Genomic DNA, 19957 nt, shown 5'->3' on the forward strand with positions numbered 1-19957 from the left:
CAACCTCCGCCCGTTCTGCAATGAAACTCACGATCTGTTCAAAGCAGCGAGGTGTGGTTTCCTTGCAACGGAACCTTACATGGCGTTCTAGTTCCCCTGGCAGCCCGACGGATGGCCCGCTCCGCTGCCTTCGACAGATGAGGACCCTCATGAAACCGCTTTTCCCTCGCCATCTTCTGACCGCTTCCGCCTTGTCCATCGCGGTCGGACTTGGCTATGCCGGCGCGCAGCAAGTGGTCGATCCCGCCAATGACGATGTCTCGCCGCAGGTGAGCCAGGAGGCGCAGGACGCCGCCAAGAACAACCAGCCCCTGGGCAAGGATGCCGGCGTGACCGAAACCGCGCAGGTGATGCCGGGCAGCTTTGCCGATCTGGCCGAAAAGGTGTCGCCGGCCGTCGTGAACATCACCACGACCTCGATCGTGTCGCAGCCGACGATGGGCCAGCGCGGTCCCGCCTTCCCGGAAGGCAGCCCGTTCTCCGACCTGTTTCGCGATTTCGGCTTTCCCGGCGGCCCCGGCGGTCCCGAGGGCGGGCCGCAGCAGCGCCGCATGCCGCAGCGGTCGAACGCCCTCGGCTCGGGCTTCGTGATCTCGGCCGACGGCTATATCGTCACGAACAATCACGTCATCGAAGGCGCCGACCAGATCGAGATCGAGTTCTATTCCGGCCAGACGCTGCCGGCCACGGTCGTGGGCACGGATCCGAACACCGACGTGGCCCTGCTGAAGGTGGAAAGCAGCGACCCGATCCCCTTCGTCAGCTTCGGCGACAGCGACAGCGCCCGCGTGGGGGACTGGGTCCTGGCCTTGGGCAACCCGCTGGGACAGGGCTTTTCGGCCAGTTCCGGGATCGTTTCGGCCCGGAACCGCGAACTGTCGGGAACCTATGACGACTATCTGCAGACCGACGCGGCGATCAACCGCGGCAACTCGGGCGGCCCGCTGTTCGACCTGAACGGCGAGGTGATCGGCGTGAACACCGCGATCCTGTCGCCGAATGGCGGCTCGATCGGGATCGGCTTTTCGATGGCGTCGAATGTGGTGTCCCAGGTGGTCGCGCAGCTGCAGGAATTCGGCGAAACGCGCCGCGGCTGGCTGGGCGTGATGATCCAGGACGTGACGCCCGAGATGTCCGAGGCGCTGGGCCTGTCGGTGAGCGGCGGCGCCATGATCACCGACGTGCCCGAAGGTCCGGCCCGTGATGCCGGCCTGCAGACGGGCGACGTCATCACCAGCTTTGCGGGCTCCGAGGTCGAGGATACGCGCGGGCTGGTGCGGCGCGTGGCCGAGGCGCCGGCCGGCGAGGCGGTCGAGGTCGTGGTGATGCGCGACGGAGAGCCCGAAACGCTGAGCGTGACCCTGGGCCGGCGCGAGACGGCGCAGGGTGGCGCGACCGGGCCCGACACCTCGGACGAGCCGACCGAGAGCGACATCCTGGGCATGTCGGTCACCGCGCTGACGCCGGAAATGGCCGCCGAACTGGGCGCGCCGCGCGATGCGCGGGGCCTGGCGATCACGGGCGTCGATGCCGAAGGTCCGGCGGCCGAGAAGGGCCTGGCGGCAGGCGATATCATCACCGAGGTGAACCAGCAGCCGGTGGCCTCGGTCGCCGAGCTGGAGGCGCGCGTCGAGGAGGCCCGCGAGGCCGGTCGCCGGTCTGTCCTGATGCTGATCCGCCGCGCCGGCGAGCCGCTGTTCGTGGCGCTGTCGCTGGAGGCCGATGAGGCGGCGGCCGAGGACATGCCTGCCGAGGACATGCCCGCTGACGACGGCGCCGCCGAGGAAGCCCCGGCGGAATGATCGCCTGACCAAGTGACGCTGCTGCAGGGGGCGGTCCTTCGGGGCTGCCCCTTTTCAAATGGACGGTGATCGCCTAACTCCGGCGGGAACCAAGGGAACGAGCGAAGATGGCGAAGATTACCTATATCGAACACAACGGCACCCGGCACGAGGTCGAGGTCCGCCCCGGCATGACCGTCATGGAAGGTGCGCGCGACAACGGCATTCCCGGCATCGACGCGGACTGCGGCGGCGCCTGCGCCTGTTCGACCTGCCATGTCTATGTTGCCTCCGAATGGCTGGACCGGCTGCCGCCGCGCGATCCGATGGAAGAGGACATGCTGGATTTCGCCTATCAGCCCGATCCCGAACGCTCGCGCTTGACCTGCCAGATCAAGGTCACTGACGTGCTGGATGGCTTGGTCGTGCAGATGCCCGAACGGCAGATCTGACCCCGGCGGCGCGTGACGCCGCATTGCGGCACGGCCTGCCGGATCGCGACATCTGCGCGCGGCAGGCCGATTTGTCCGCCCAAACGGGAACTCTTCGTCTCGGCATCTCTTGGATTGGTTGCCACCAATCGAGAGAGCAGCACGATGACAGACCGCAACGACGACGCGATGCGCCCGGCGGCGCGTGACGATCAGGTCCTGACGAACCGGCAGGGCCATCCGGTGTCGAACAACCAGTCGCAGCGCACCGTGGGTCCGCGCGGCCCGGCGACGCTGGAAAACTATCAGTTTCTCGAAAAGATTTCGCATTTCGACCGTGAGCGCATTCCCGAGCGGGTCGTTCACGCCCGTGGTTTCGTCTGCTATGGCGAATTCGAGGCCAGCGGCATGATCGGCGATGAACCCGCCAGCACCTATACCCGCGCCAAGCTGTTCCAGGACAAGGGCAAGAAGACGCCGCTGGCGATCCGCTTTTCCACCGTCATCGGCGGGCGCGACAGTTCCGAGACCGCCCGCGACCCGCGCGGCTTTGCCGTCAAGTTCTATACCGAGGACGGCAACTGGGACCTGGTCGGCAACAACCTGGCCGTCTTCTTCATCCGGGACGCGATCAAGTTTCCGGACGTGATCCATTCGCTGAAGCCCGACCCGGTGACCTTCAGGCAGGAACCGAACCGCATCTTCGACTTCATGAGCCAGACACCCGAGGCGATGCACATGCTGACGCATCTGTTCAGCCCGCGCGGCATCCCGGCCAGCTATCGCCACATGGAGGGGTTCGGCGTCAACACCTACAAGATGGTGAACGCGGCGGGTGAGACGGTGCTGGTCAAGTACCACTTCCACCCGCGTCAGGGCGTGGCCAGCCTGACCGGCGAGGAGGCCGCCAAGGTGCAGGGGCAGGACCTGGGGTCGGCGTCGAAGGACCTGTTCACCGCGATCGAGATGGGCAACTTTCCCCAGTGGGACATGTATGTTCAGATCATGGAGGATCACGAGCATCCCGAACTGGACTGGGACCCCTTGGACGACACCAAGATCTGGCCGGAAAAGGATTTCCCGCTGCGCCACGTTGGCACGATGACGCTGAACCGCAATGTCGAGGATTTCTTCAACGAAAACGAGCAGATCGCGATGGGCACCGGCGTGCTGGTCGACGGGCTGGATTTCTCGGACGACAAGATGCTGGTCGGGCGGACGTTTTCCTATTCCGACACGCAGCGCTATCGCGTGGGGCCGAACTATCTGCAGCTGCCGGTGAACCAGCCCAAGGGCGCGGCGGTGGCGACGCACCAGTCGGGCGGCCAGATGTCCTTCTATCGCGACAGGGCGCCGGGGCAGAACCCTTCGGTCAATTACGAACCCTCGATCCACAACGGGTTGAAGGAGGCGGAGCGGCAGCCGGACAACCCGCCCGTGATCAGCGGCCAGCTGACCCGCAGCGTGCTGGAACGCCGCAACGACTATGTCCAGGCCCGCGGGCGTTTCTGCACCATGATGGACTGGGAGCGTGACGACCTGATCAAGACCATGGGCGAGATGCTGTCCCAATGCGATCGCGACGTGCAGGAGCGCATGGTCTGGCACCTGGCGATGGTGCACGACGACTATGGTCGCCGCGTGGGCGAGGCGATCGGGCTGTCTATGGCGGATGTCCGTGACATGAAGCCGCTGCCGAACCAGGTCCTGACCGAGGAGGATCAACGCCGGCTCGCGAATCTCGGATCAAACGGCGACGCCATCGACCCGACCGCCTGGGGCCAGTGGACCAGTTCGGTCCAGAACCGGCAGGCCACCGCCGAGGAGGTTCTGGCGGGATCACTGCCCGAGACGCATCGCGCCGCGGCCGAGTGACCCTCAGCGCCCCCACCGTCCGACTTAGGGCGGTGGCGGCAGGCTGGCCGTTTGACGCCGGCCCGTCCCGCACTAAGCTGCGGGCAAAGGAACGCGAAGGAAATCGAATGGATCTTCTGGCACGAGCGACCGCCGTCGTGGGGGGCACAATGGTGGCGCTGCGCCGCTTCGGGGCGCCCGGAACGCAGGCCGTGGGGCAGAGCCCCACCATCCCCAAGGCGAAAAAGCAGGGCATCATGACTCTGAAGATGCCCACTGCCAAAGGCTGGGAGCCGGGGCATGTTCCCACCGCTGCACCCGGGCTGAAGGTCAATGCCTTCGCCTCGGGCCTGGAGCATCCGCGCTGGATCGAGGTCCTGCCCAACGGGGACGTGCTGGTGTCTGAGGCCAAGGAGCAGCCGGCACCCCCGCGCACCCTGATGGACCGCGCCGCCCAGGCCACGATGCGGCGCGCTAAGGCCATCGGGGCCAGCGCCAACCGCATTACCCTGTGGCGGGACAGGGACGGCGACGGTGTGGCCGAAACGCGCGAGATCTTTCTGCAGGGGCAGAACCAGCCCTTTGGCATGGCCTTGGTGGAGGGTACTTTTTATGTCGGCAACACGGACGGCATCGTGGCCTTTCCCTATCAGGAAGGGGCGACGCGCCTGACGGGGGCCGGCCACAAGCTGGTGGGGTTCAAGCCGGGCGGTCACTGGACCCGCAGCCTGATCGTGTCGCCTGACGGCACGCGCATCTATGCCGGCGTCGGATCGTTGAGCAACATCGGCGACAAGGGCATGGAGGCCGAGGAGGGGCGCGCTGCCATCTGGGAGCTGGAACTGGCCACTAGCAAGGCGCGCATCTTCGCCTCGGGCCTGCGCAATGCGGTCGGCATGGCTTGGGAGCCAGCGACGGGCGTCCTATGGACGGTGGTGAACGAACGCGACGGGCTGGGCGACGAGACGCCGCCCGACTACCTGACCTCGGTGAAGGAAGGCGGGTTCTATGGCTGGCCCTATTGCTATTGGGGCCAGACGGTGGACGACCGGGTCGAACAGGACCCCGCGCTGGTGGCGCGGGCCATTACGCCGGATTACGCCTTGGGCGGGCATACGGCGTCCCTGGGTCTCTGCTGGATGCCCGAAGGGACACTGCCCGGGTTTCCCGAAGGCATGGTGATCGGCCAGCACGGGTCCTGGAACAGGTCCACCCTCAGCGGCTACAAGCTGATCTTCGTGCCCTTCCAGAACGGTCGTCCCTCAGGGCCGCCGCGCGACATCCTGTGGGGGTTCCTGTCGGATGACGAAAAGGTCGCCTATGGACGGCCGGTCGGCGTCACCGTCGGCCCGGACCGCAAATCCCTGCTGATGGCGGACGACGTGGGCGACATCATCTGGCGGGTCAGCGGCGCCTGAGCACGGGCCAAACCGGTTCCGGGCGTATGAGCGCCCGGTGCCACCGCCTGAGCAATCCATGGCTGTCTGACCCATACGGGATGAGGCTGTGCTCCGTCGCGGGAACAGCTCACAAGATCAATGGACTAGAAGATTTTGGCTGGGGCGGTAGGATTCGAACCTACGGTACACGGTACCAAAAACCGATGCCTTACCACTTGGCCACGCCCCAACTGTGGAGGGTGAATACCCAAGGCTTCCGGGGGGTGCAAGTCGAAAATTCGAGAAATCTTGCTCCTTTGTCGCGCGACCGCTATCCCGCCCGCATGGAGCATTTTGACCTTGTGATATTGGGTGCCGGCGCGGCCGGACTGTTCTGCGCGGGCTCTGCCATGGGGCAGGGGCGGCGCGTGCTGGTGCTGGATCATGCCGAAAAGCCGGCGGAAAAGATTCGCATCTCGGGCGGGGGGCGGTGCAACTTCACGAATCTGGCGACGGGGCCCGAGCGGTTCCTGTCGGCCAATCCGCGCTTTGCGGCCAGCGCGCTGGCGCGCTATCGACCGACAGCTTTTGTGGACCTGGTCGACCGGGCGGGGATCAGCTGGCACGAAAAGACGCAGGGACAGTTGTTTTGCGACGGCAAGGCCACCCAGATCACCGATATGCTGCTGGAGCGCATGCAGGGTGCCGAACTGCGGCTGGCGACGCAGGTCGTGTCGGTGGCGCAGGAGGGCGGGAGCTTCACCCTGCGGACCAGCGCCGGCATGATCCGGACCAATCGCCTTGTGGTGGCCACTGGCGGCAAGTCGATCCCCAAGATCGGCGCCACGGGGCTGGCCTATGACATCGCGCGCCAGTTCGGCCTGCGCCTGGTGGATCAGCGGCCGGCCCTTGTGCCGCTGACCTTTGCCGAACAGGACTTGGCCCTGTGCCGCCCCTTGGCGGGTCTGTCGGTCGAAGCCCGGATTGCCCATGGCGGTGGACAGTTCCGGGATGCGCTGCTGTTCACGCATCGCGGGCTGAGCGGGCCGGTCATCCTGCAGATCTCCAGCTTCTGGCAGCCCGGAGAGGAGTTGCAGATCGACCTGGCACCCGATCTGGATATCGCGTCAGCGCTGAAGGAGGCGCGCGGCAGGAACGGACGCGTCGCCGTCGCCACGGCCTTGGCGCAGTTCCTGCCCGAGCGGCTGGCCCAGGCTGTCGGTGGGGAGATGGGCCTGGCCGGCGCCCGTCTGGCGGACCAGCCCAACAAGCAGCTGGAGGCACTGGGCCGGCGCGTGAACGGCTGGCGTCTGCGGCCGGTCGGGACCGAAGGGTACCGGACGGCCGAGGTGACATTGGGCGGCATCGACACCCGGGATCTGGACGCCAAGTCCCTGCAGGCGAGGCAGGTGCCGGGGCTGTTCTTCATCGGGGAATGCGTGGATGTGACCGGTTGGCTGGGGGGCTACAACTTCCAGTGGGCCTGGGCCTCGGCCGATGCGGCGGGGCGGGCGGCCTAGCGCGCGCCGGGCGTCAGCAGGTCGCGCCCGTCCGGCACGCGTTCGCGTTCCACCATCGCCTCGAAGGCCGCATCCGGTGCGGGATCGGTCAGCCGGTGATCGGCAGGACGCAGCGGACGGGGCGGGGCGGCGGCTTCGGCCTCGGGCTGTTCCAGGCGGAGGCGATGCACCGGTTCGGGCACAAGATAACCCTTGGCATCCAGCGCATGGCGCAGAAGGCGGAACGCCTCGCCCCGCGCCAGGTCGAAGTCTGTCCCGTCCTGCGACACCCATCCCCCGGCCCGGATCACCACATGCTCCGGCCCTTGGGCATCCAGCTAGGCGACGGGTTCCGGACGGTCGAGGACAAAGGACATGCCGCGCAGCGACCTCAGCACCAGGTCGCGCGCGCGACCCAGGTCGGCGCCGGGGTCGATCGCCAGATCGACCATGAAGCGCCGTTCGGGGTTGCGGGTATAGTTTGTCAGCACCGCCTTGTAGATGATCTGGTTGGGGATGCGGATGTGGTTGCCGTCCAGCGTCAGCAGCGTCGTCCCGCGGCTGGTCAGGCGGATCACGCGGCCCCGCAAGCCGTTCACCTCGATCAGGTCGTTGGGGTTGAAGGGCTGCCGCAGCGACAGCAGCATGGTGGCCACGACGCCTTCGATCGTGTCGCGGGCGGCAAAGCTCAGCGACAGGCCGAAGATGCCGGCGGCCCCCAGAAGCGTTCCCAGAAGGGCGCGCGCGCCCATCAGGTCCAGCGCCACCACCAGCGCCACGATCCAGGCGACCAGGCGGATCGCCTGCGCCAGGAAACCGGCGATGAACGGGTTCGGGGCCAGGCGGGAGAGGATCCCCTCCCGCCGTGACAGCCAGCCGCCGCCCAGGACGATCACGGCGCCCACCGCCAGACCCAGCAGCAGGAAGGGCAGCCCGGCTATCATCCGGGTCAGGCGCGCCTGGAACCGCTCGCGCACCGAATCGAGGCGCGTGGCCAGGTCGGTGGACAGCCGCACCGAATCCTCGATCGCGACCACGCCGTCCATGCGGGCGATCAATGTCTTGAGACGGTCGACCGAGGCCTGCTCGGCCACTTCGCCGCGCAGGGTGACGATACCGGCATCGACACCGACCCGCAGTCCATCGAAATCAGGCAGTTGGGCCAGGATGCTGGAAATGCGATTAAGAATGGCCAAGTCGGTCGCGCCGTCGTCGGTGATCGAGATCACCCCCGACGGCGCCGGACCCTGCGGCTCGGCCGGCTGCGCAGCCGCGGCCCAGGGCAGGCACAGGGCCGCGCAGATCAGCAGCGCACGGATCATGCGTTCAGCGGATCCGCCTTGGCCAGGGCATCGAACTGCATCAGCGAGGCGATCAGCGCCGGCATCTGGTGCAGGGGGATCATGTTGGGCCCGTCCGAGGGCGCGGTGTCGGGGTCCTGATGCGTCTCGATGAAGACGCCCGCGACGCCCAGGGCCACCGCCGCGCGGGCCATGACCGGTGCAAATTCCCGCTGCCCGCCCGAGGAACCGCCCTGGCCGCCCGGCTGCTGGACCGAATGGGTCGCGTCCATGATCACTGGATAGCCGGTCCGCGCCATCGTCGGCAGGCCCCGCATGTCCGCCACCAGCGTGTTGTAACCAAAGCTGGTGCCGCGTTCCGTCAGCAGGATGTTGTGATTGCCCGTTGACGCCACCTTGTCGGCCACGTTCGGCATGTCCCAAGGCGCCAGGAACTGGCCCTTCTTGATGTTGACGACCGCACCGGTACGGCCGGCTGCCAGCAGCAAGTCGGTCTGGCGGCACAGGAAGGCAGGGATCTGGATGACGTCGACGACCTCGGCCGCGCGCACCGCCTGTTCGGCATCATGGATGTCGGTCAGGACCGGGCAGCCAAAGCGTTCGCGCACGGTGGCCAGGATCTGCAACCCCTCGTCGATGCCCAGGCCGCGGCGCCCCGACAGCGAGGTGCGGTTGGCCTTGTCATAGCTGGCTTTGAACACGAACTGCGCCCCCGCATCCGCACAGGCCCCGGCCATCGTCTCGGCGATCATCAGCGCGTGGTCCAGGCTTTCCAGCTGGCACGGGCCCGCGATGACCGTCAGCGGCAGGTCGTTGCCGCAGGTGATCTGGCCGATGGGGATATGTTTGTGGTGCGTCATGTCGAAACCTGTTCGCGAAGAATGGAGGCCGTCAGCGACAGCATCAGGTAGATGGCCGAAAACAGCAGGAAGGCCACCAGCGTGTTCTGGAAGGCCTTGGGATATGTCGCTTCGTCCGGCGGGATGGGCGAAACCGACAGCGACAGGTAGCGGACCTGCTTGTTGGCTTCAATCCTTGCCGTCTCCATCTGGGCCGCGGCGGCGGAGAGAAGCTCCTGCCGGGTCAGCAGTTCGGCCTCGGCCACGCGCAATTCGCCGCCGATGGCGGCCAGCGAGCTGCGGCTGCTGCTGTCCTCGGTCAGCTGCAGGCGGGTCTGGACGATCATCTCGCGCAGGCGGGCGATGTCGCCGCGCACGGCCGAGACGCGGCTCTGCACAGGCTGGGGGTTCGCCAGAAGCTGCCCCAGCTCCAGCTGCTTTTCGGTCAGCTGCCCTTCAAGCTGCGACACCTGGCCCATCACGACCGAACTTTCCGCCGCCGGGTCAAGGACGCCAAGCCGCTGCTGGAGGTCCTGCACGCGCTGCTGGGCTGCCAGCATCTTGGCCTCGGCATCCTGATATGTCTCGATCGCGCCGGCCATCTGGTCCGAACGCTTGCGCGAGGTCAGCGCATCAACCTGTTCCTCGGCATAGGAGATCAGCGCCAGCGAGAATTCCCGGCTCAGGTCCGGGTCGGGGGCGATCACCTCCATGTTCAGCATGCCCTCGGTCGGGTCATAGCCGATCTTGACCGAATTCTTGTAAACCGAATAGGCGGCCTCGTTCGTGGCGTCGGCCGCCAACCGCTTGACCGGATCGACCGCAGGATCCTGATAGGCGCGCTTGAAGCCCTTGTCGCGGTCCAGCCGCAGCATCGCGTCCCGCGAGGTCAGATAGCTTTGGACTGCGACAGAATCGGTGTTCACGCCCATCCCTGATCCGCCCAAGATACCGCCGATGCCGCCGCCGTGGCCGCCATCGGCCGTCTGGATCTGGAACTGCGAGATCGTGGCATAAAGGGGCGTCGCGATCCGGGCATAGTACCATCCGACCAGCAGCGTGGGCAGCAGCACGAACAGGAACAACCGCGCCGCCAGCATCATCATGCGCCGGCGCCGCCTGCGGGCCAGGTCGCGCTGGATGCGATAGATCTCGGCCGCGCGTTTTTCTTCGGTCAGATCCTCGCGCGAGGGCAGGGCAGGACGCTTGCCGGGCAGCGCCTCTGGCACGATCGACGGGACGCCCGTCGGGCGGATGGCCGGGGCATTGGGCGCAGGCGCGGATTGCGCGCGGCTGCCTTCGGACGACAGGATGGTGCCGACGCTGCCGCGATGGGACGGGTCGATCCCGCGTTCGCGCAGGCGCAGCACTGCCTCTTCGCCCGAAGACACCTTGATCTGGTGCAGGTTGGCGATGCGGCGGGCGATGCGCAGCTGCCGATCGGTCAGCTTCTCGGCACGGATCGCGGCCAACCTGGTGTCCAGGTCGGCATCCTGTGCGACCGGGTCCTCTGCGGGCTTGTTCAGGCCGAAGCCTTCGAAACCGTCCTCGACCGGCTCGGTCGCCATGAACCGCGCCAGGCGGGCCTCTTCGTCATCGGCCGCGGCGGGACCCAGGGTCTTGCGCGTCACCTCCAGCCGGACCGCCGGGGCCGGGCCGGCCGGCGGCGGTGCGGCGGGACCGTCGTCGGGCGTGACAGGACGCGCGGGACCGGGCTTGACGGAATCCGAGACGGAGCCGTGATACCGGCGCGCTTTAGGAGGTGTAGTCATAGTATTGCTTCGCCTCGTCCAAGGTCTCGAACATGTAGAGTTTGCCGTCGCGCAGGATCGCGGCCCGGTTGCAGAACTTCTCGATCGTGCTGGGCTGGTGGGACACAATGACCGTGGTCGCGGTCTTCAGCCGGTCGAACAGCACACGCCCCGCCTTGCGGTTGAACTCCACATCGGTGGTCTGGGGCATGCCTTCGTCGATCAGGTAGATGTCGAAATCCAGCGCCAGCAGCAGCGAAAAGGTAAAGCGCTGCCGCATGCCGCTGGAATAGGTTCCGACCGGCATGTCGAAATATTCGTGGATGTCGCAGAGCCAGCGCGTGAAGGCCGCGACGTAATCCGGGTCCAGCCCGTAGATGCGCGCGATATAGCGCGAATTCTCGTTGCCGGTATGGCGCGACACCAGGCCGCCCATGAAGCCGAGCGGAAAGGAGATGCGGCAGTCGCGGCGGATGCGCCCCTCGTCCGGCTTTTCCAGGCCGCACATCATGTTCACCAGCGTCGTCTTGCCCGTGCCGTTGGGGGCAAGGATGCCAAGCGACTGGCCCAGCTCAACCCGGAAGGAGGCCTGGTCCAGGATGATCTTGTGCTGCCGGCCCGTCCAGAACGACTTGGAGACGTTGTCGAATTCGAGCATGGCGTTGCTTTACCGGAGGAAAGGGGACGCAAGGCATGTCCTGCGGTGCGCCTCGCCTACAAGTTGCAGACCATATTGCGACCCGGTCAGCCTGTCCAGTCTTCGCCATCTGCCCACATAAATCATGATGCCGCGAGTCTTCTTTGGGGCGATTTTTAGACTAAGTGGCGGTCATGATACCCCTGATCGACCAGATCCGTGCCTGCCGCCTGTGCGAGGGCCGCTTTGCGGCCACCGCCACGCGCCATTCGCCACGCCCGGTGGCCTGGTTCCGGCCGGGCGCGCGCATCCTGATCGTGGGGCAGGCGCCGGGCGCGCGGGTCCATGAGAGCGGCCGGCCCTTTACCGACCGGTCGGGGGACCGTCTGCGGGACTGGATGGGGATCGACGAGGCGCAGTTCTATGACCAGGGCCGCATCGCGGTCGTGCCGATGGCCTTCTGCTTTCCGGGCTATGACGCCAAGGGGTCGGACCTGCCGCCGCCGCCGATCTGCGCGGCCACCTGGCGTGACCGCGTGATGCAGCAGTTGCAGCCGCGCCTGACGCTGCTGGTGGGCGGGCATGCGATGCGCTGGCACCTGGGCGCGCGCAACGTGACCCAGACGGTGCGCGACTGGCGGAGCCACGGCCACCATGTCTTTCCGCTTCCCCATCCCAGCTGGCGCAACACCGGCTGGCTGCGGAGCAATCCGTGGTTCGGGGCCGAGCTGCTGCCCGAGCTGCGTCAGGCCGTGGCTGCCCAGCTGGGTCTGGAAGCGCCCTCCGCCGTTTCCTGAAAACCATCAAATTGGGCGCGTGATGGCGGAACCATCGCCGAAACCCGGCGGTTCATGCATCTGGCATTGTTCAATCTTGCCAATTTCAGTAACGTCCACGCGATCTTGCGCAGGATGGGTGCCTTTGGCATTTGTCCATCCGAAAAACCAAGGGAGAAGCCGTATGAGCAAATTGAAACCGATCCTGCTGAGCACCGCCTTTGCGCTGGCTGCCGGTCCGGTCATGGCCCAGCAGGAGCAGTTCATCACCATCGGCACCGGCGGACAGACCGGCGTCTACTATGTCGTCGGCCAGTCGATCTGCCGCCTCGTGAACCGCGAGACCGCCGAAACCGGCCTGCGCTGCACCGCGCCCGCCACCGGCGGGTCGATCGCCAACATCAACGCCATTAAGGCCGGCGACATGACCATGGGCATCGCCCAGTCCGACTGGCAGTACCACGCCTATAACGGCAGCTCGGACTATGAGGGCGATGCCTTCGAGGGCCTGCGCGCCGTCTTTGCCGTCCACCCCGAGCCCTTCACCGTCGTGGCGCGTGCCGACAGCGGGATCGAGAACTTCGAGGATCTGGCCGGCAAGCGCGTGAACGTCGGCAACCCAGGTTCCGGCTCGCGCGGGACGTTCGAGATCGTGCTGGATGCGATGGGCATGTCGATGGACGACTTTGCGCTGGCGTCCGAACTGCGCCCGGCGGAACAGTCGGCCGCCCTGGGCGACAACCAGGTGGACGCGATCAGCTATACGGTGGGTCACCCCAACGGTTCGATCCAGGAAGCGACCTCGACCGTGGACGCGCGCCTGGTGACGGTCGCGGGCGAGGCCATCGACAAGCTGGTCGAGGAAAACCCCTATTACGCCAAGGTCACCATTCCCGGCGGCATGTATGCCGGCAATGACGAGCCGACCGAGACCTTCGGCGTGAAGGCCACCTTCGTCACCTCCGAGGATGTGCCGGAGGAAACCGTCTACCAGGTCGTCAAGACGGTCTTCGACAACTTCGACCGCTTCAAGGGCCTGCACCCCGCCTTCGCGGACCTGGAGCCCGAGGAGATGATCGCCGACGGCAACAGCGCGCCCTTGCACGCAGGCGCCGAACGCTACTATCGCGAGCGCGGCTGGATCGAGTGATCCGGCATTGATCGGGGCGGTCCTTCGGGGCCGCCCTTTCATCATGAGCCAAGGATAACAAGACGCTTTGCAGGGGGAGCCGTGATGAACGAAACCGACAAGACCAAGAAGGTCGCGACGCCTCAGCAGCAGGCCAGCGCCGTCGAGATGCAGGCCGCCGGCCGGGGCGAGCTGTCGCAGGAGGAGCTGGACGAACTGGTCGCCTCCTCCGACACCGGCGCGCGCACGCCGCCGGGCCTTGTCGGCAAGCTGATCCTGACGGTCGCCCTGTGCTGGTCGCTGTTCCAGCTGTGGATCGCCTCGCCTCTGCCCTTCATGCTGGATTTCGCGATCATCAGCGCGACCGATGCCCGCGCGGTCCACCTGGCCTTCGCCCTGTTCCTGGCCTTCATGGCCTACCCGGCCGAGCGGTCCCCTTTCCAGCTGGGGCTGGGCATCGGCGTTCCGCTGATCCTGTCGGGCCTGTTCATCTATGGCGCGCCCGGCGACATGCCCGCCTGGTGGATCGGGCTGATCGCCGCCGGATTGATCGCCGCCATCCTGCTGGGCAGCCCCAAGAACCGCGTTCCCCTGTGGGAATGGCTGCTGGCCCTGATCGCGGCGGCGGCCGCGCTTTATGTGTTCTACTACAGCGACGAATTGGGCCGCCGCGTCGGCGCGCCCCTGCGCCAGGACCTGGTCGTGGCCGTGATCGGCCTGATGCTGCTGCTGGAGGCCACGCGCCGCAGCCTGGGCCCCGCGCTGATGATCGTGGCGACGGTCTTTCTGGTCTATACCTTCCTCGGTCCCTACATGCCCTCGATTATCGCGCATCGGGGCAATTCGCTGACCGAGGTCGCCAACCACCAATGGATCACGACCGAGGGTGTCTTTGGCATCGCTCTGGGCGTCTCGACCAGCTTCGTCTTTCTTTTCGTGCTCTTCGGCGCACTGCTGGACAAGGCGGGGGCGGGCAACTACTTCATCCAGGTGGCCTTTTCGCTGATGGGCCACATGCGCGGCGGACCGGCCAAGGCGGCGGTGGTCAGCAGCGCGATGACCGGCCTGATCTCGGGATCCTCGATCGCCAACGTAGTTACCACCGGAACCTTCACCATCCCGCTGATGAAGAAGGTGGGCTTTTCCAGCGAGAAGGCCGGCGCGGTCGAGGTCGCATCCTCGGTCAACGGCCAGATCATGCCCCCCGTCATGGGGGCGGCGGCCTTCCTGATGGTCGAATATGTCGGCATCCCCTATTTTGACGTGGTTAAGCACGCCTTCCTGCCGGCCACGATCAGCTATATCGCGCTGGTCTATATTGTCCACCTGGAGGCGATGAAGGCGGGGATGGAAGGGCTGCCGCGGTCCTACACGCCGCCGCCCATCCTGCGGCGCCTGCTGACCGGGGCCTTCATCATCGCGGGCATCTGCGCGCTGTCGCTGGCGGTCTATTACGGCATGGGCTGGATCCGGCCGGCCTTTGGCGCGAATTCGCCCTATGTGGTCTTTGCCCTGCTGACGGCGGCCTATGTCGCGCTGCTGTGGGTCGCCTCGCGCGAAGAGCCGCTGCAGATCGACGATCCCGATGCGCCGGTGGCGGCACTGCCCCTGCCGGGGCCGACGGTGCGGTCGGGCCTGCACTATATCCTGCCGGTGGTCGTGCTGGTCTGGGCGCTGATGGTGGACCGGCTGTCGCCGGGCCTGTCGGCCTTCTGGGCGACGGCCTACATGATCTTCATCCTGGTCACGCAGCGCCCGCTGATGGTCTGGCTGCGCGGCGCGGACCGCAGCGGCAATACCAGCACCGGCCGCGCGCTGCGGTCCGGTGCGGATGACCTGGTGGACGGGCTGATCTCGGGCGCGCGCAACATGATCGGCATCGGCATCGCCACCGCCACGGCGGGCATCATCGTGGGCGCGGTCAGCCAGACCGGCGTCGGCTCGGCCTTGGCCGATGTGGTCGAGGTGCTGTCGGGTGGCAACCTGCTGGCGATCCTGGCGCTGACGGCGGTCTTGTCGCTGATCTTGGGGATGGGCCTGCCGACGACGGCCAACTACATCGTCGTCTCGGCCCTTCTGGCCCCGGTGATCGTGACCCTGGGGCAGCAGAACGGGCTGATCGTGCCGCTGATCGCGGTGCACCTGTTCGTTTTCTACTTCGGCATCATGGCCGACGTGACGCCGCCGGTGGGGTTGGCCTCCTTTGCCGCCGCGGCCGTGTCGGGGGGCGATCCCATCCGCACAGGGGTGGTGGCCTTCTTCTACAGCCTGCGGACCGCGGCACTGCCCTTCCTGTTCATCTTCAACACGGACCTGCTGCTAATCGACGTGGGCTGGGTGCAGGGCATCTTTGTCTTTGTCACGGCGACCATTGCGATGCTGCTGTTTGCGGCGGCGACGCAGGGCTGGTTCCTGGTGCGCAACCGCATCTGGGAAAGCGCGGCGCTGCTGCTGATCGCCTTCACGATCTTTCGTCCGGGATTTTTCTGGAGCTATGCCTATCCGCCCTTCGAGGAGCGTCCGGGTTCGGAATTCGTGCAGGCGCTTGAGGACAGCGATCCCGGCGAGGGGCTGCGCCTGCGCATTTCGGGGCTGAACGACATCGGCACGCCGGTCGAATTCGCGGCCCTGCTGCCGGTCCCCGCCGGCGAGACGGGGGAGGATCGCTTGGCCGCCGCGGGGATCGAGCTGATCCAGGACGGCGACCGCACGGTCATCGACAACGTGGCCTTCGACAGCCCGGCGCAGGAGGCCGGACTGGACTGGGATCAGACGATCCTGGCGGTGCAGGCGCCTGTCGCCACGCCCTCGAGCTACTGGATCTATGTCCCAGCCTTCCTGCTGCTGGGCCTGCTGGTCTGGGCGCAGCGCCGCCGCGCCGGTCCCGCCGAAACCTCCCAGTCCGGAAAGGATGCGCGCCATGCATGACAATGTCCTGTTGCCCGTCGACCTTCAGCATCCCGAAAGCTGGGAAAAGGCCCTGCCGGTCGCCCGGCGGCTGGCAGGAGAGACCGGCATCATCCACCTGCTGGGCATCGTGCATGATTTCGGCAGTTCGATGGTCGCGACTTTCCTGCCCAAGGGGTATGAGCAGAAGGCCCTGCAGGCCATGAAGGAGGCGCTGGACGACTTTGCCGCCCGGCATTTCCCGGACGAAAGCCGTGTCCGCATCCATGTGGGGCATGGCCATGTCGCGGAAACCATCCTGAAGGCCGCGGCCCGGCATGGGGCCGACCTGATCGTCATGGCCAGCGACAAGCCGGACGAATTGCGCAGCATCCTGGTCAGCCGGGACGCCAATGCCGTGGTGCGGCACTCCCCCGTGTCGGTGATGGTGGTGCGCTGAGCGATGGCGACCGATCTCGAGATCGCGCGGGCGGCGTCCAAGCGCCCGATCAACCAGATTGCCCAGGTACTGGGCCTGACCGACCGCCAGATCCTGCCCTATGGCCATGACAAGGCCAAGATCACCCACGAGGCCATCGCGGGCCTTGAAGGGCGCCCCTTGGGACGGCTGATCCTGGTGACGGCGATCAATCCCACCCCTGCGGGCGAGGGCAAGACCACCACCACCGTCGGCCTGGGGGACGCGCTGAACCGCATCGGGCAGCGTGCCACGGTCTGCATCCGCGAGGCGAGCCTGGGGCCGAATTTTGGCCTGAAGGGCGGCGCGGCCGGGGGCGGACATGCCCAGATCGTGCCGATGGAGGACATGAACCTCCACTTCACCGGCGATTTCCACGCCATCACCGCGGCGCATAACCTGCTGGCCGCGATGATCGACAACCATGTCCATTGGGGGAATGCGCTGGAGATCGACACCCGCCGCATCACCTGGCGGCGCGCGATGGACATGAACGACCGGGCGCTGCGCGACGTGGTCTTTGGCTTGGGCGGGCCGGGCAACGGGTTTCCGCGCCAGTCGGGCTTTGACATCACCGTGGCGTCCGAGGTCATGGCCATCCTGTGCCTGGCCAGCGACCTGGCGGACCTGCAGGACCGGCTTGGCCGCATCGTGGTCGCCTATACCCGCGACCGCCAGCCGGTGACGGCGCGCGACCTGAAGGCCGATGGTGCGATGACGGTCCTGATGAAGGACGCCCTGCAGCCGAACCTGGTCCAGACGCTGGAGAACAACCCGGCCCTGGTCCATGGCGGGCCCTTTGCCAATATCGCGCATGGCTGCAACAGCGTCATCGCCACCCGTGCGGCCCTGCGCCTGTCGGATTACGTCGTGACCGAGGCGGGCTTCGGGGCCGATCTGGGAGCCGAAAAGTTCCTGAACATCAAGTGTCGCCTGGCCAGGCTGGCCCCTGCGGCGGTGGTGCTGGTGGCGACGATCCGGGCGCTGAAGATGAACGGCGGTGTCGCCAAGGCGGATCTGGGGGCCGAGGATGTCGCGGCCGTCACCCGTGGCTGTCCCAACCTGGGGCGGCATATCGAGAACATCCGCAGCTTTGGCCTGCCGGTCGTGGTGGCGTTGAACCACTTTTCAGGCGACACCGAAGCCGAGATCGCGGGTTTGCGCGATTATTGCGCCGGGCATGGCGTGCAGGCCATCCTGTGCCGCCACTGGGCCGAAGGCGGGGCAGGGGCCGAGGATCTGGCCCATGCCGTGGTGGCGCTGGCCGAGGGTGACCGGGCGGATTTCCGCACCCTTTACCCTGACGAGATGCCCCTGTGGCAAAAGATCCAGACTATCTGCACGCGCGTTCACCGCGCCGCCCGCGTCGAGGCAGCGCCGGGCGTGCAGGAGCAACTGCTGGCTTGGGAAGCCGCCGGACACGGGCGGATGCCGATCTGCATCGCCAAGACCCAGTACAGCTTTTCCACCGACCCCGATCTGCGGGGGGCACCCGAGGGTCATGTGATCCCGGTCCGGGAGGTGCGGCTGAACGCGGGCGCGGGCTTCGTGGTGGCCATCTGTGGGCAGATCATGACGATGCCGGGCCTGCCGCGGCAGCCAGCCGCCGAGGTCATCGGCCTGGATGATCAGGGCCGGGCCGAGGGGCTGTTCTAGCGCTCAGGCGGCGACGGCGACCGGCCCCTCTCCCTCCAGCAGCTGCGTCAGCAGGATCACGTCGTCAAGGTGTTCCAGCAGCACAGCCGCATCCCCCCCGGCTGCACAATCGGCCAAGGCTGCGGACGCCATGCGCCGCGCCATCTGGCGGACCTCCGGCGGAGGGAGGTCCGACTGGTGATGCAGGGCGATCCGCGCCAGCGCGCGGAACGCCGCCCGGTCATCATCTGCCGCGGCCCGCTGCCACTGGGCCATGAGCGTCGCGGGGACGGGCCCTTTCAGGCAGACGGGGCTGCCCCTCAGCCAAGCCATCTCGACCTGGGCGGGTGTGTCCTGCAGCCCGGACCGATCCGGGCTCAGCCCAAGCAGTCTGCGCAGCCGCCGCGCGACGGAGGGATCGCGAAAGCTGATCTGCGCCAGGGACTGCAGCCGGGCAGGCTCCACCGGCAGAGCAGGCAGGGCCGCCCGCGCCAACCAGTCCCGCCCCGTCGCCCGCGTCAGGCTGGCCGCCGCGTGCAGGTGCAGCGGGCCGTCACCGGCCGTTGCTGCCAGAGCGGCGGCAATCTCTGTCGCTGCGGCCTGAAGCGGCTGCGGCCTCAGCCAGACAGGCGGCGGACCGTGCCAGCGGCGATAGGCCGCCAGATGCAGGGCCATGACCACAAGCAGCGTCGCCTCCACCCCATCGGCGAAATCCTGGTCGGAGGTTGAAAACCCGAGCCGCGGCGGAAAGGACCCGTCGGGCCGTTGGATCTGGATCAGGTCCGCGATCAGATCGGCGATGTCGTGGTCCGGGTCGACCAGCCGCAGGCAAAAGGCGATGCGGGCCACCGATTGCGCACATCCGTCCGCCTGGGCCCAGACTGCCAGCGCCTTCAGATGGTCGAAGATGGCACTGAACTGGCGCGCGTGCGACAGCCGGGGCCGCGCGGCGCCATGGCGATAGAGCACCGCCACAAGCGTCGCCACCCGCTGGACGTGGCAGGGGGTCAGCGTCCAGGCCGGGGGCTGGGTGGTCAGCAGCGTCTCGGCCTGGGACATGAGGTCGGGATCGTCCGACAGCATCAGGCGATGCGCCAACGGCAGGTCCGCGTCTTCGGCCAGCGTGTCGCAGGCGAGTTGCCAGACCGGGTCCGTCCGGTCCACCAAGCCGCCGGCCAGGACCAGGTCCAGCATCGGCGGGCTTCGGTCACCCGCCAGCACACGCTGCGCGGCTTGCCGAAGCAGCGGCGGTTTGAAGCGCCGCAGCACGATCACCTCCAAGGGAGAGATCCGGCCGCGCAGGCCGCTGAGGACCGGTGCGCAGCCCGCCGCCAGCGCCAGGGGGCCAAGGCCGGGATGATCGACAGGGCAGGGGTCCGGCAGATCCATGATCTTTTGACGCAGCCATTCGAGGCCCCTGTTTGACAGCAGCCGCATCAACTGCTCCAGCGATCCATCCATCGGCGATCCTTTCCCCTCTGGAGTCATGTTGACGAGGCCGCGTCCAGCTGCAACCTCTAGATGCAGACAACTGGATCAAATACACGTCGCATGGCGGCAATTGCGCCCGGCGCGTGGTCG

Annotated in this window: 16 protein-coding genes and 1 tRNA gene; 10 read left to right on the plus strand and 7 right to left on the minus strand. The window is 67.0% G+C overall.

All coding sequences use genetic code 11. The annotated features are described in order from the left end of the window. Positions 1-350: 350 nt before the first annotated feature. From ACNR9W_RS06395 to ACNR9W_RS06410, 4 genes are all read left to right on the plus strand, one after another. Entirely contained in the window at positions 351-1802 is a 1452-nt protein-coding gene (locus ACNR9W_RS06395) for a Do family serine endopeptidase (RefSeq protein ID WP_419268350.1), read from the plus strand. 107 nt (positions 1803-1909) lie between these two features. After that, entirely contained in the window at positions 1910-2233 is a 324-nt protein-coding gene (locus ACNR9W_RS06400; RefSeq protein ID WP_419268019.1) for a 2Fe-2S iron-sulfur cluster-binding protein, read from the plus strand. Positions 2234-2377: 144 nt separating this feature from the next. Beyond that, positions 2378-4087: a catalase gene (locus ACNR9W_RS06405; protein ID WP_419268020.1), complete on the plus strand. Its 1710-nt coding sequence runs from the start codon at positions 2378-2380 to the stop codon at positions 4085-4087. A gap of 107 nt (positions 4088-4194) precedes the next feature. Beyond that, complete coding sequence (locus ACNR9W_RS06410) at positions 4195-5484, plus strand: PQQ-dependent sugar dehydrogenase (protein WP_419268021.1); 1290 nt, start codon at positions 4195-4197, stop codon at positions 5482-5484. A gap of 136 nt (positions 5485-5620) precedes the next feature. On the opposite strand, the gene ACNR9W_RS06415 is transcribed toward ACNR9W_RS06410, so the two are convergent. Next, positions 5621-5695 (minus strand) — tRNA-Gln (locus tag ACNR9W_RS06415). A gap of 94 nt (positions 5696-5789) precedes the next feature. On the opposite strand from ACNR9W_RS06415, the gene ACNR9W_RS06420 reads away from it, so the two are divergent. Next, positions 5790-6965, plus strand: coding sequence for a BaiN/RdsA family NAD(P)/FAD-dependent oxidoreductase (locus ACNR9W_RS06420; RefSeq protein ID WP_419268022.1), 1176 nt, complete (start codon positions 5790-5792; stop codon positions 6963-6965). On the opposite strand, the gene ACNR9W_RS06425 is transcribed toward ACNR9W_RS06420, so the two are convergent. Genes ACNR9W_RS06425 through ACNR9W_RS06445 form a run of 5 tightly spaced genes read right to left on the minus strand, consistent with a single transcriptional unit; the run spans position 6962 to position 11493 of the window. Then, positions 6962-7255 carry a hypothetical protein gene (locus tag ACNR9W_RS06425; protein WP_419268023.1) on the minus strand — a complete coding sequence of 98 codons (294 nt, stop codon included), beginning with the start codon at positions 7253-7255 and terminating at the stop codon, positions 6962-6964. The genes ACNR9W_RS06420 and ACNR9W_RS06425 overlap by 4 nt on opposite strands. Before the next feature lie 27 nt (positions 7256-7282). Next, positions 7283-8266 carry a mechanosensitive ion channel domain-containing protein gene (locus tag ACNR9W_RS06430; RefSeq protein ID WP_419268024.1) on the minus strand — a complete coding sequence of 328 codons (984 nt, stop codon included), beginning with the start codon at positions 8264-8266 and terminating at the stop codon, positions 7283-7285. Next, complete coding sequence (gene kdsA, locus ACNR9W_RS06435) at positions 8263-9105, minus strand: 3-deoxy-8-phosphooctulonate synthase (protein ID WP_419268025.1); 843 nt, start codon at positions 9103-9105, stop codon at positions 8263-8265. The genes ACNR9W_RS06430 and kdsA overlap by 4 nt, the downstream gene beginning before the upstream one ends. Continuing rightward, positions 9102-10856: a capsule biosynthesis protein gene (locus ACNR9W_RS06440; RefSeq protein ID WP_419268026.1), complete on the minus strand. Its 1755-nt coding sequence runs from the start codon at positions 10854-10856 to the stop codon at positions 9102-9104. Before ACNR9W_RS06440 ends, kdsA begins: the two co-directional genes overlap by 4 nt. Then, positions 10840-11493 carry an ABC transporter ATP-binding protein gene (locus ACNR9W_RS06445; RefSeq protein ID WP_419268027.1) on the minus strand — a complete coding sequence of 218 codons (654 nt, stop codon included), beginning with the start codon at positions 11491-11493 and terminating at the stop codon, positions 10840-10842. Before ACNR9W_RS06445 ends, ACNR9W_RS06440 begins: the two co-directional genes overlap by 17 nt. Before the next feature lie 173 nt (positions 11494-11666). Between ACNR9W_RS06445 and ACNR9W_RS06450 the strand changes: the two genes are divergently transcribed. The 5 genes from ACNR9W_RS06450 (at position 11667) to ACNR9W_RS06470 (ending at position 18397) form a co-directional block, all read left to right on the plus strand. Beyond that, positions 11667-12269 carry a uracil-DNA glycosylase family protein gene (locus ACNR9W_RS06450; RefSeq protein WP_419268351.1) on the plus strand — a complete coding sequence of 201 codons (603 nt, stop codon included), beginning with the start codon at positions 11667-11669 and terminating at the stop codon, positions 12267-12269. 163 nt (positions 12270-12432) lie between these two features. Further along, positions 12433-13398, plus strand: coding sequence for a TAXI family TRAP transporter solute-binding subunit (locus tag ACNR9W_RS06455; protein WP_419268028.1), 966 nt, complete (start codon positions 12433-12435; stop codon positions 13396-13398). Positions 13399-13482: 84 nt separating this feature from the next. Next, entirely contained in the window at positions 13483-16305 is a 2823-nt protein-coding gene (locus tag ACNR9W_RS06460) for a TRAP transporter permease (protein WP_419268029.1), read from the plus strand. Beyond that, complete coding sequence (locus ACNR9W_RS06465; RefSeq protein ID WP_419268030.1) at positions 16298-16723, plus strand: universal stress protein; 426 nt, start codon at positions 16298-16300, stop codon at positions 16721-16723. Before ACNR9W_RS06460 ends, ACNR9W_RS06465 begins: the two co-directional genes overlap by 8 nt. Before the next feature lie 3 nt (positions 16724-16726). Continuing rightward, positions 16727-18397, plus strand: coding sequence for a formate--tetrahydrofolate ligase (locus ACNR9W_RS06470; RefSeq protein ID WP_419268031.1), 1671 nt, complete (start codon positions 16727-16729; stop codon positions 18395-18397). Between the two features lie 3 nt (positions 18398-18400). Here ACNR9W_RS06470 and ACNR9W_RS06475 read toward each other — a convergent pair whose 3' ends face one another. Then, a complete protein-coding gene (locus ACNR9W_RS06475) occupies positions 18401-19837 on the minus strand; it encodes a hypothetical protein (protein WP_419268032.1) in 1437 nt (478 codons plus the stop codon). Positions 19838-19957: the final 120 nt, after the last annotated feature.

The sequence above is a fragment of the Paracoccus sp. T5 genome, assembly GCF_048538155.2.
Classification (GTDB): domain Bacteria; phylum Pseudomonadota; class Alphaproteobacteria; order Rhodobacterales; family Rhodobacteraceae; genus Paracoccus.

Excerpts from the sequence above, each read along its gene's own strand:
- ACNR9W_RS06445 (WP_419268027.1), bottom strand. The coding sequence starts at position 11,493 with ATGCTCGAATTCGACAACGTCTCCAAGTCGTTCTGGACGGGCCGGCAG.
- ACNR9W_RS06410 (WP_419268021.1), top strand. The coding sequence starts at position 4,195 with ATGGATCTTCTGGCACGAGCGACCGCCGTCGTGGGGGGCACAATGGTG.
- ACNR9W_RS06420 (WP_419268022.1), top strand. The coding sequence starts at position 5,790 with ATGGAGCATTTTGACCTTGTGATATTGGGTGCCGGCGCGGCCGGACTG.
- ACNR9W_RS06405 (WP_419268020.1), top strand. The coding sequence starts at position 2,378 with ATGACAGACCGCAACGACGACGCGATGCGCCCGGCGGCGCGTGACGAT.
- ACNR9W_RS06450 (WP_419268351.1), top strand. The coding sequence starts at position 11,667 with ATGATACCCCTGATCGACCAGATCCGTGCCTGCCGCCTGTGCGAGGGC.
- ACNR9W_RS06395 (WP_419268350.1), top strand. The coding sequence starts at position 351 with ATGCCGGGCAGCTTTGCCGATCTGGCCGAAAAGGTGTCGCCGGCCGTC.
- kdsA (WP_419268025.1), bottom strand. The coding sequence starts at position 9,105 with ATGACGCACCACAAACATATCCCCATCGGCCAGATCACCTGCGGCAAC.
- ACNR9W_RS06430 (WP_419268024.1), bottom strand. The coding sequence starts at position 8,266 with ATGATCCGTGCGCTGCTGATCTGCGCGGCCCTGTGCCTGCCCTGGGCC.
- ACNR9W_RS06475 (WP_419268032.1), bottom strand. The coding sequence starts at position 19,837 with ATGGATGGATCGCTGGAGCAGTTGATGCGGCTGCTGTCAAACAGGGGC.
- ACNR9W_RS06440 (WP_419268026.1), bottom strand. The coding sequence starts at position 10,856 with ATGACTACACCTCCTAAAGCGCGCCGGTATCACGGCTCCGTCTCGGAT.
- ACNR9W_RS06455 (WP_419268028.1), top strand. The coding sequence starts at position 12,433 with ATGAGCAAATTGAAACCGATCCTGCTGAGCACCGCCTTTGCGCTGGCT.
- ACNR9W_RS06465 (WP_419268030.1), top strand. The coding sequence starts at position 16,298 with ATGCATGACAATGTCCTGTTGCCCGTCGACCTTCAGCATCCCGAAAGC.
- ACNR9W_RS06400 (WP_419268019.1), top strand. The coding sequence starts at position 1,910 with ATGGCGAAGATTACCTATATCGAACACAACGGCACCCGGCACGAGGTC.
- ACNR9W_RS06470 (WP_419268031.1), top strand. The coding sequence starts at position 16,727 with ATGGCGACCGATCTCGAGATCGCGCGGGCGGCGTCCAAGCGCCCGATC.
- ACNR9W_RS06460 (WP_419268029.1), top strand. The coding sequence starts at position 13,483 with ATGAACGAAACCGACAAGACCAAGAAGGTCGCGACGCCTCAGCAGCAG.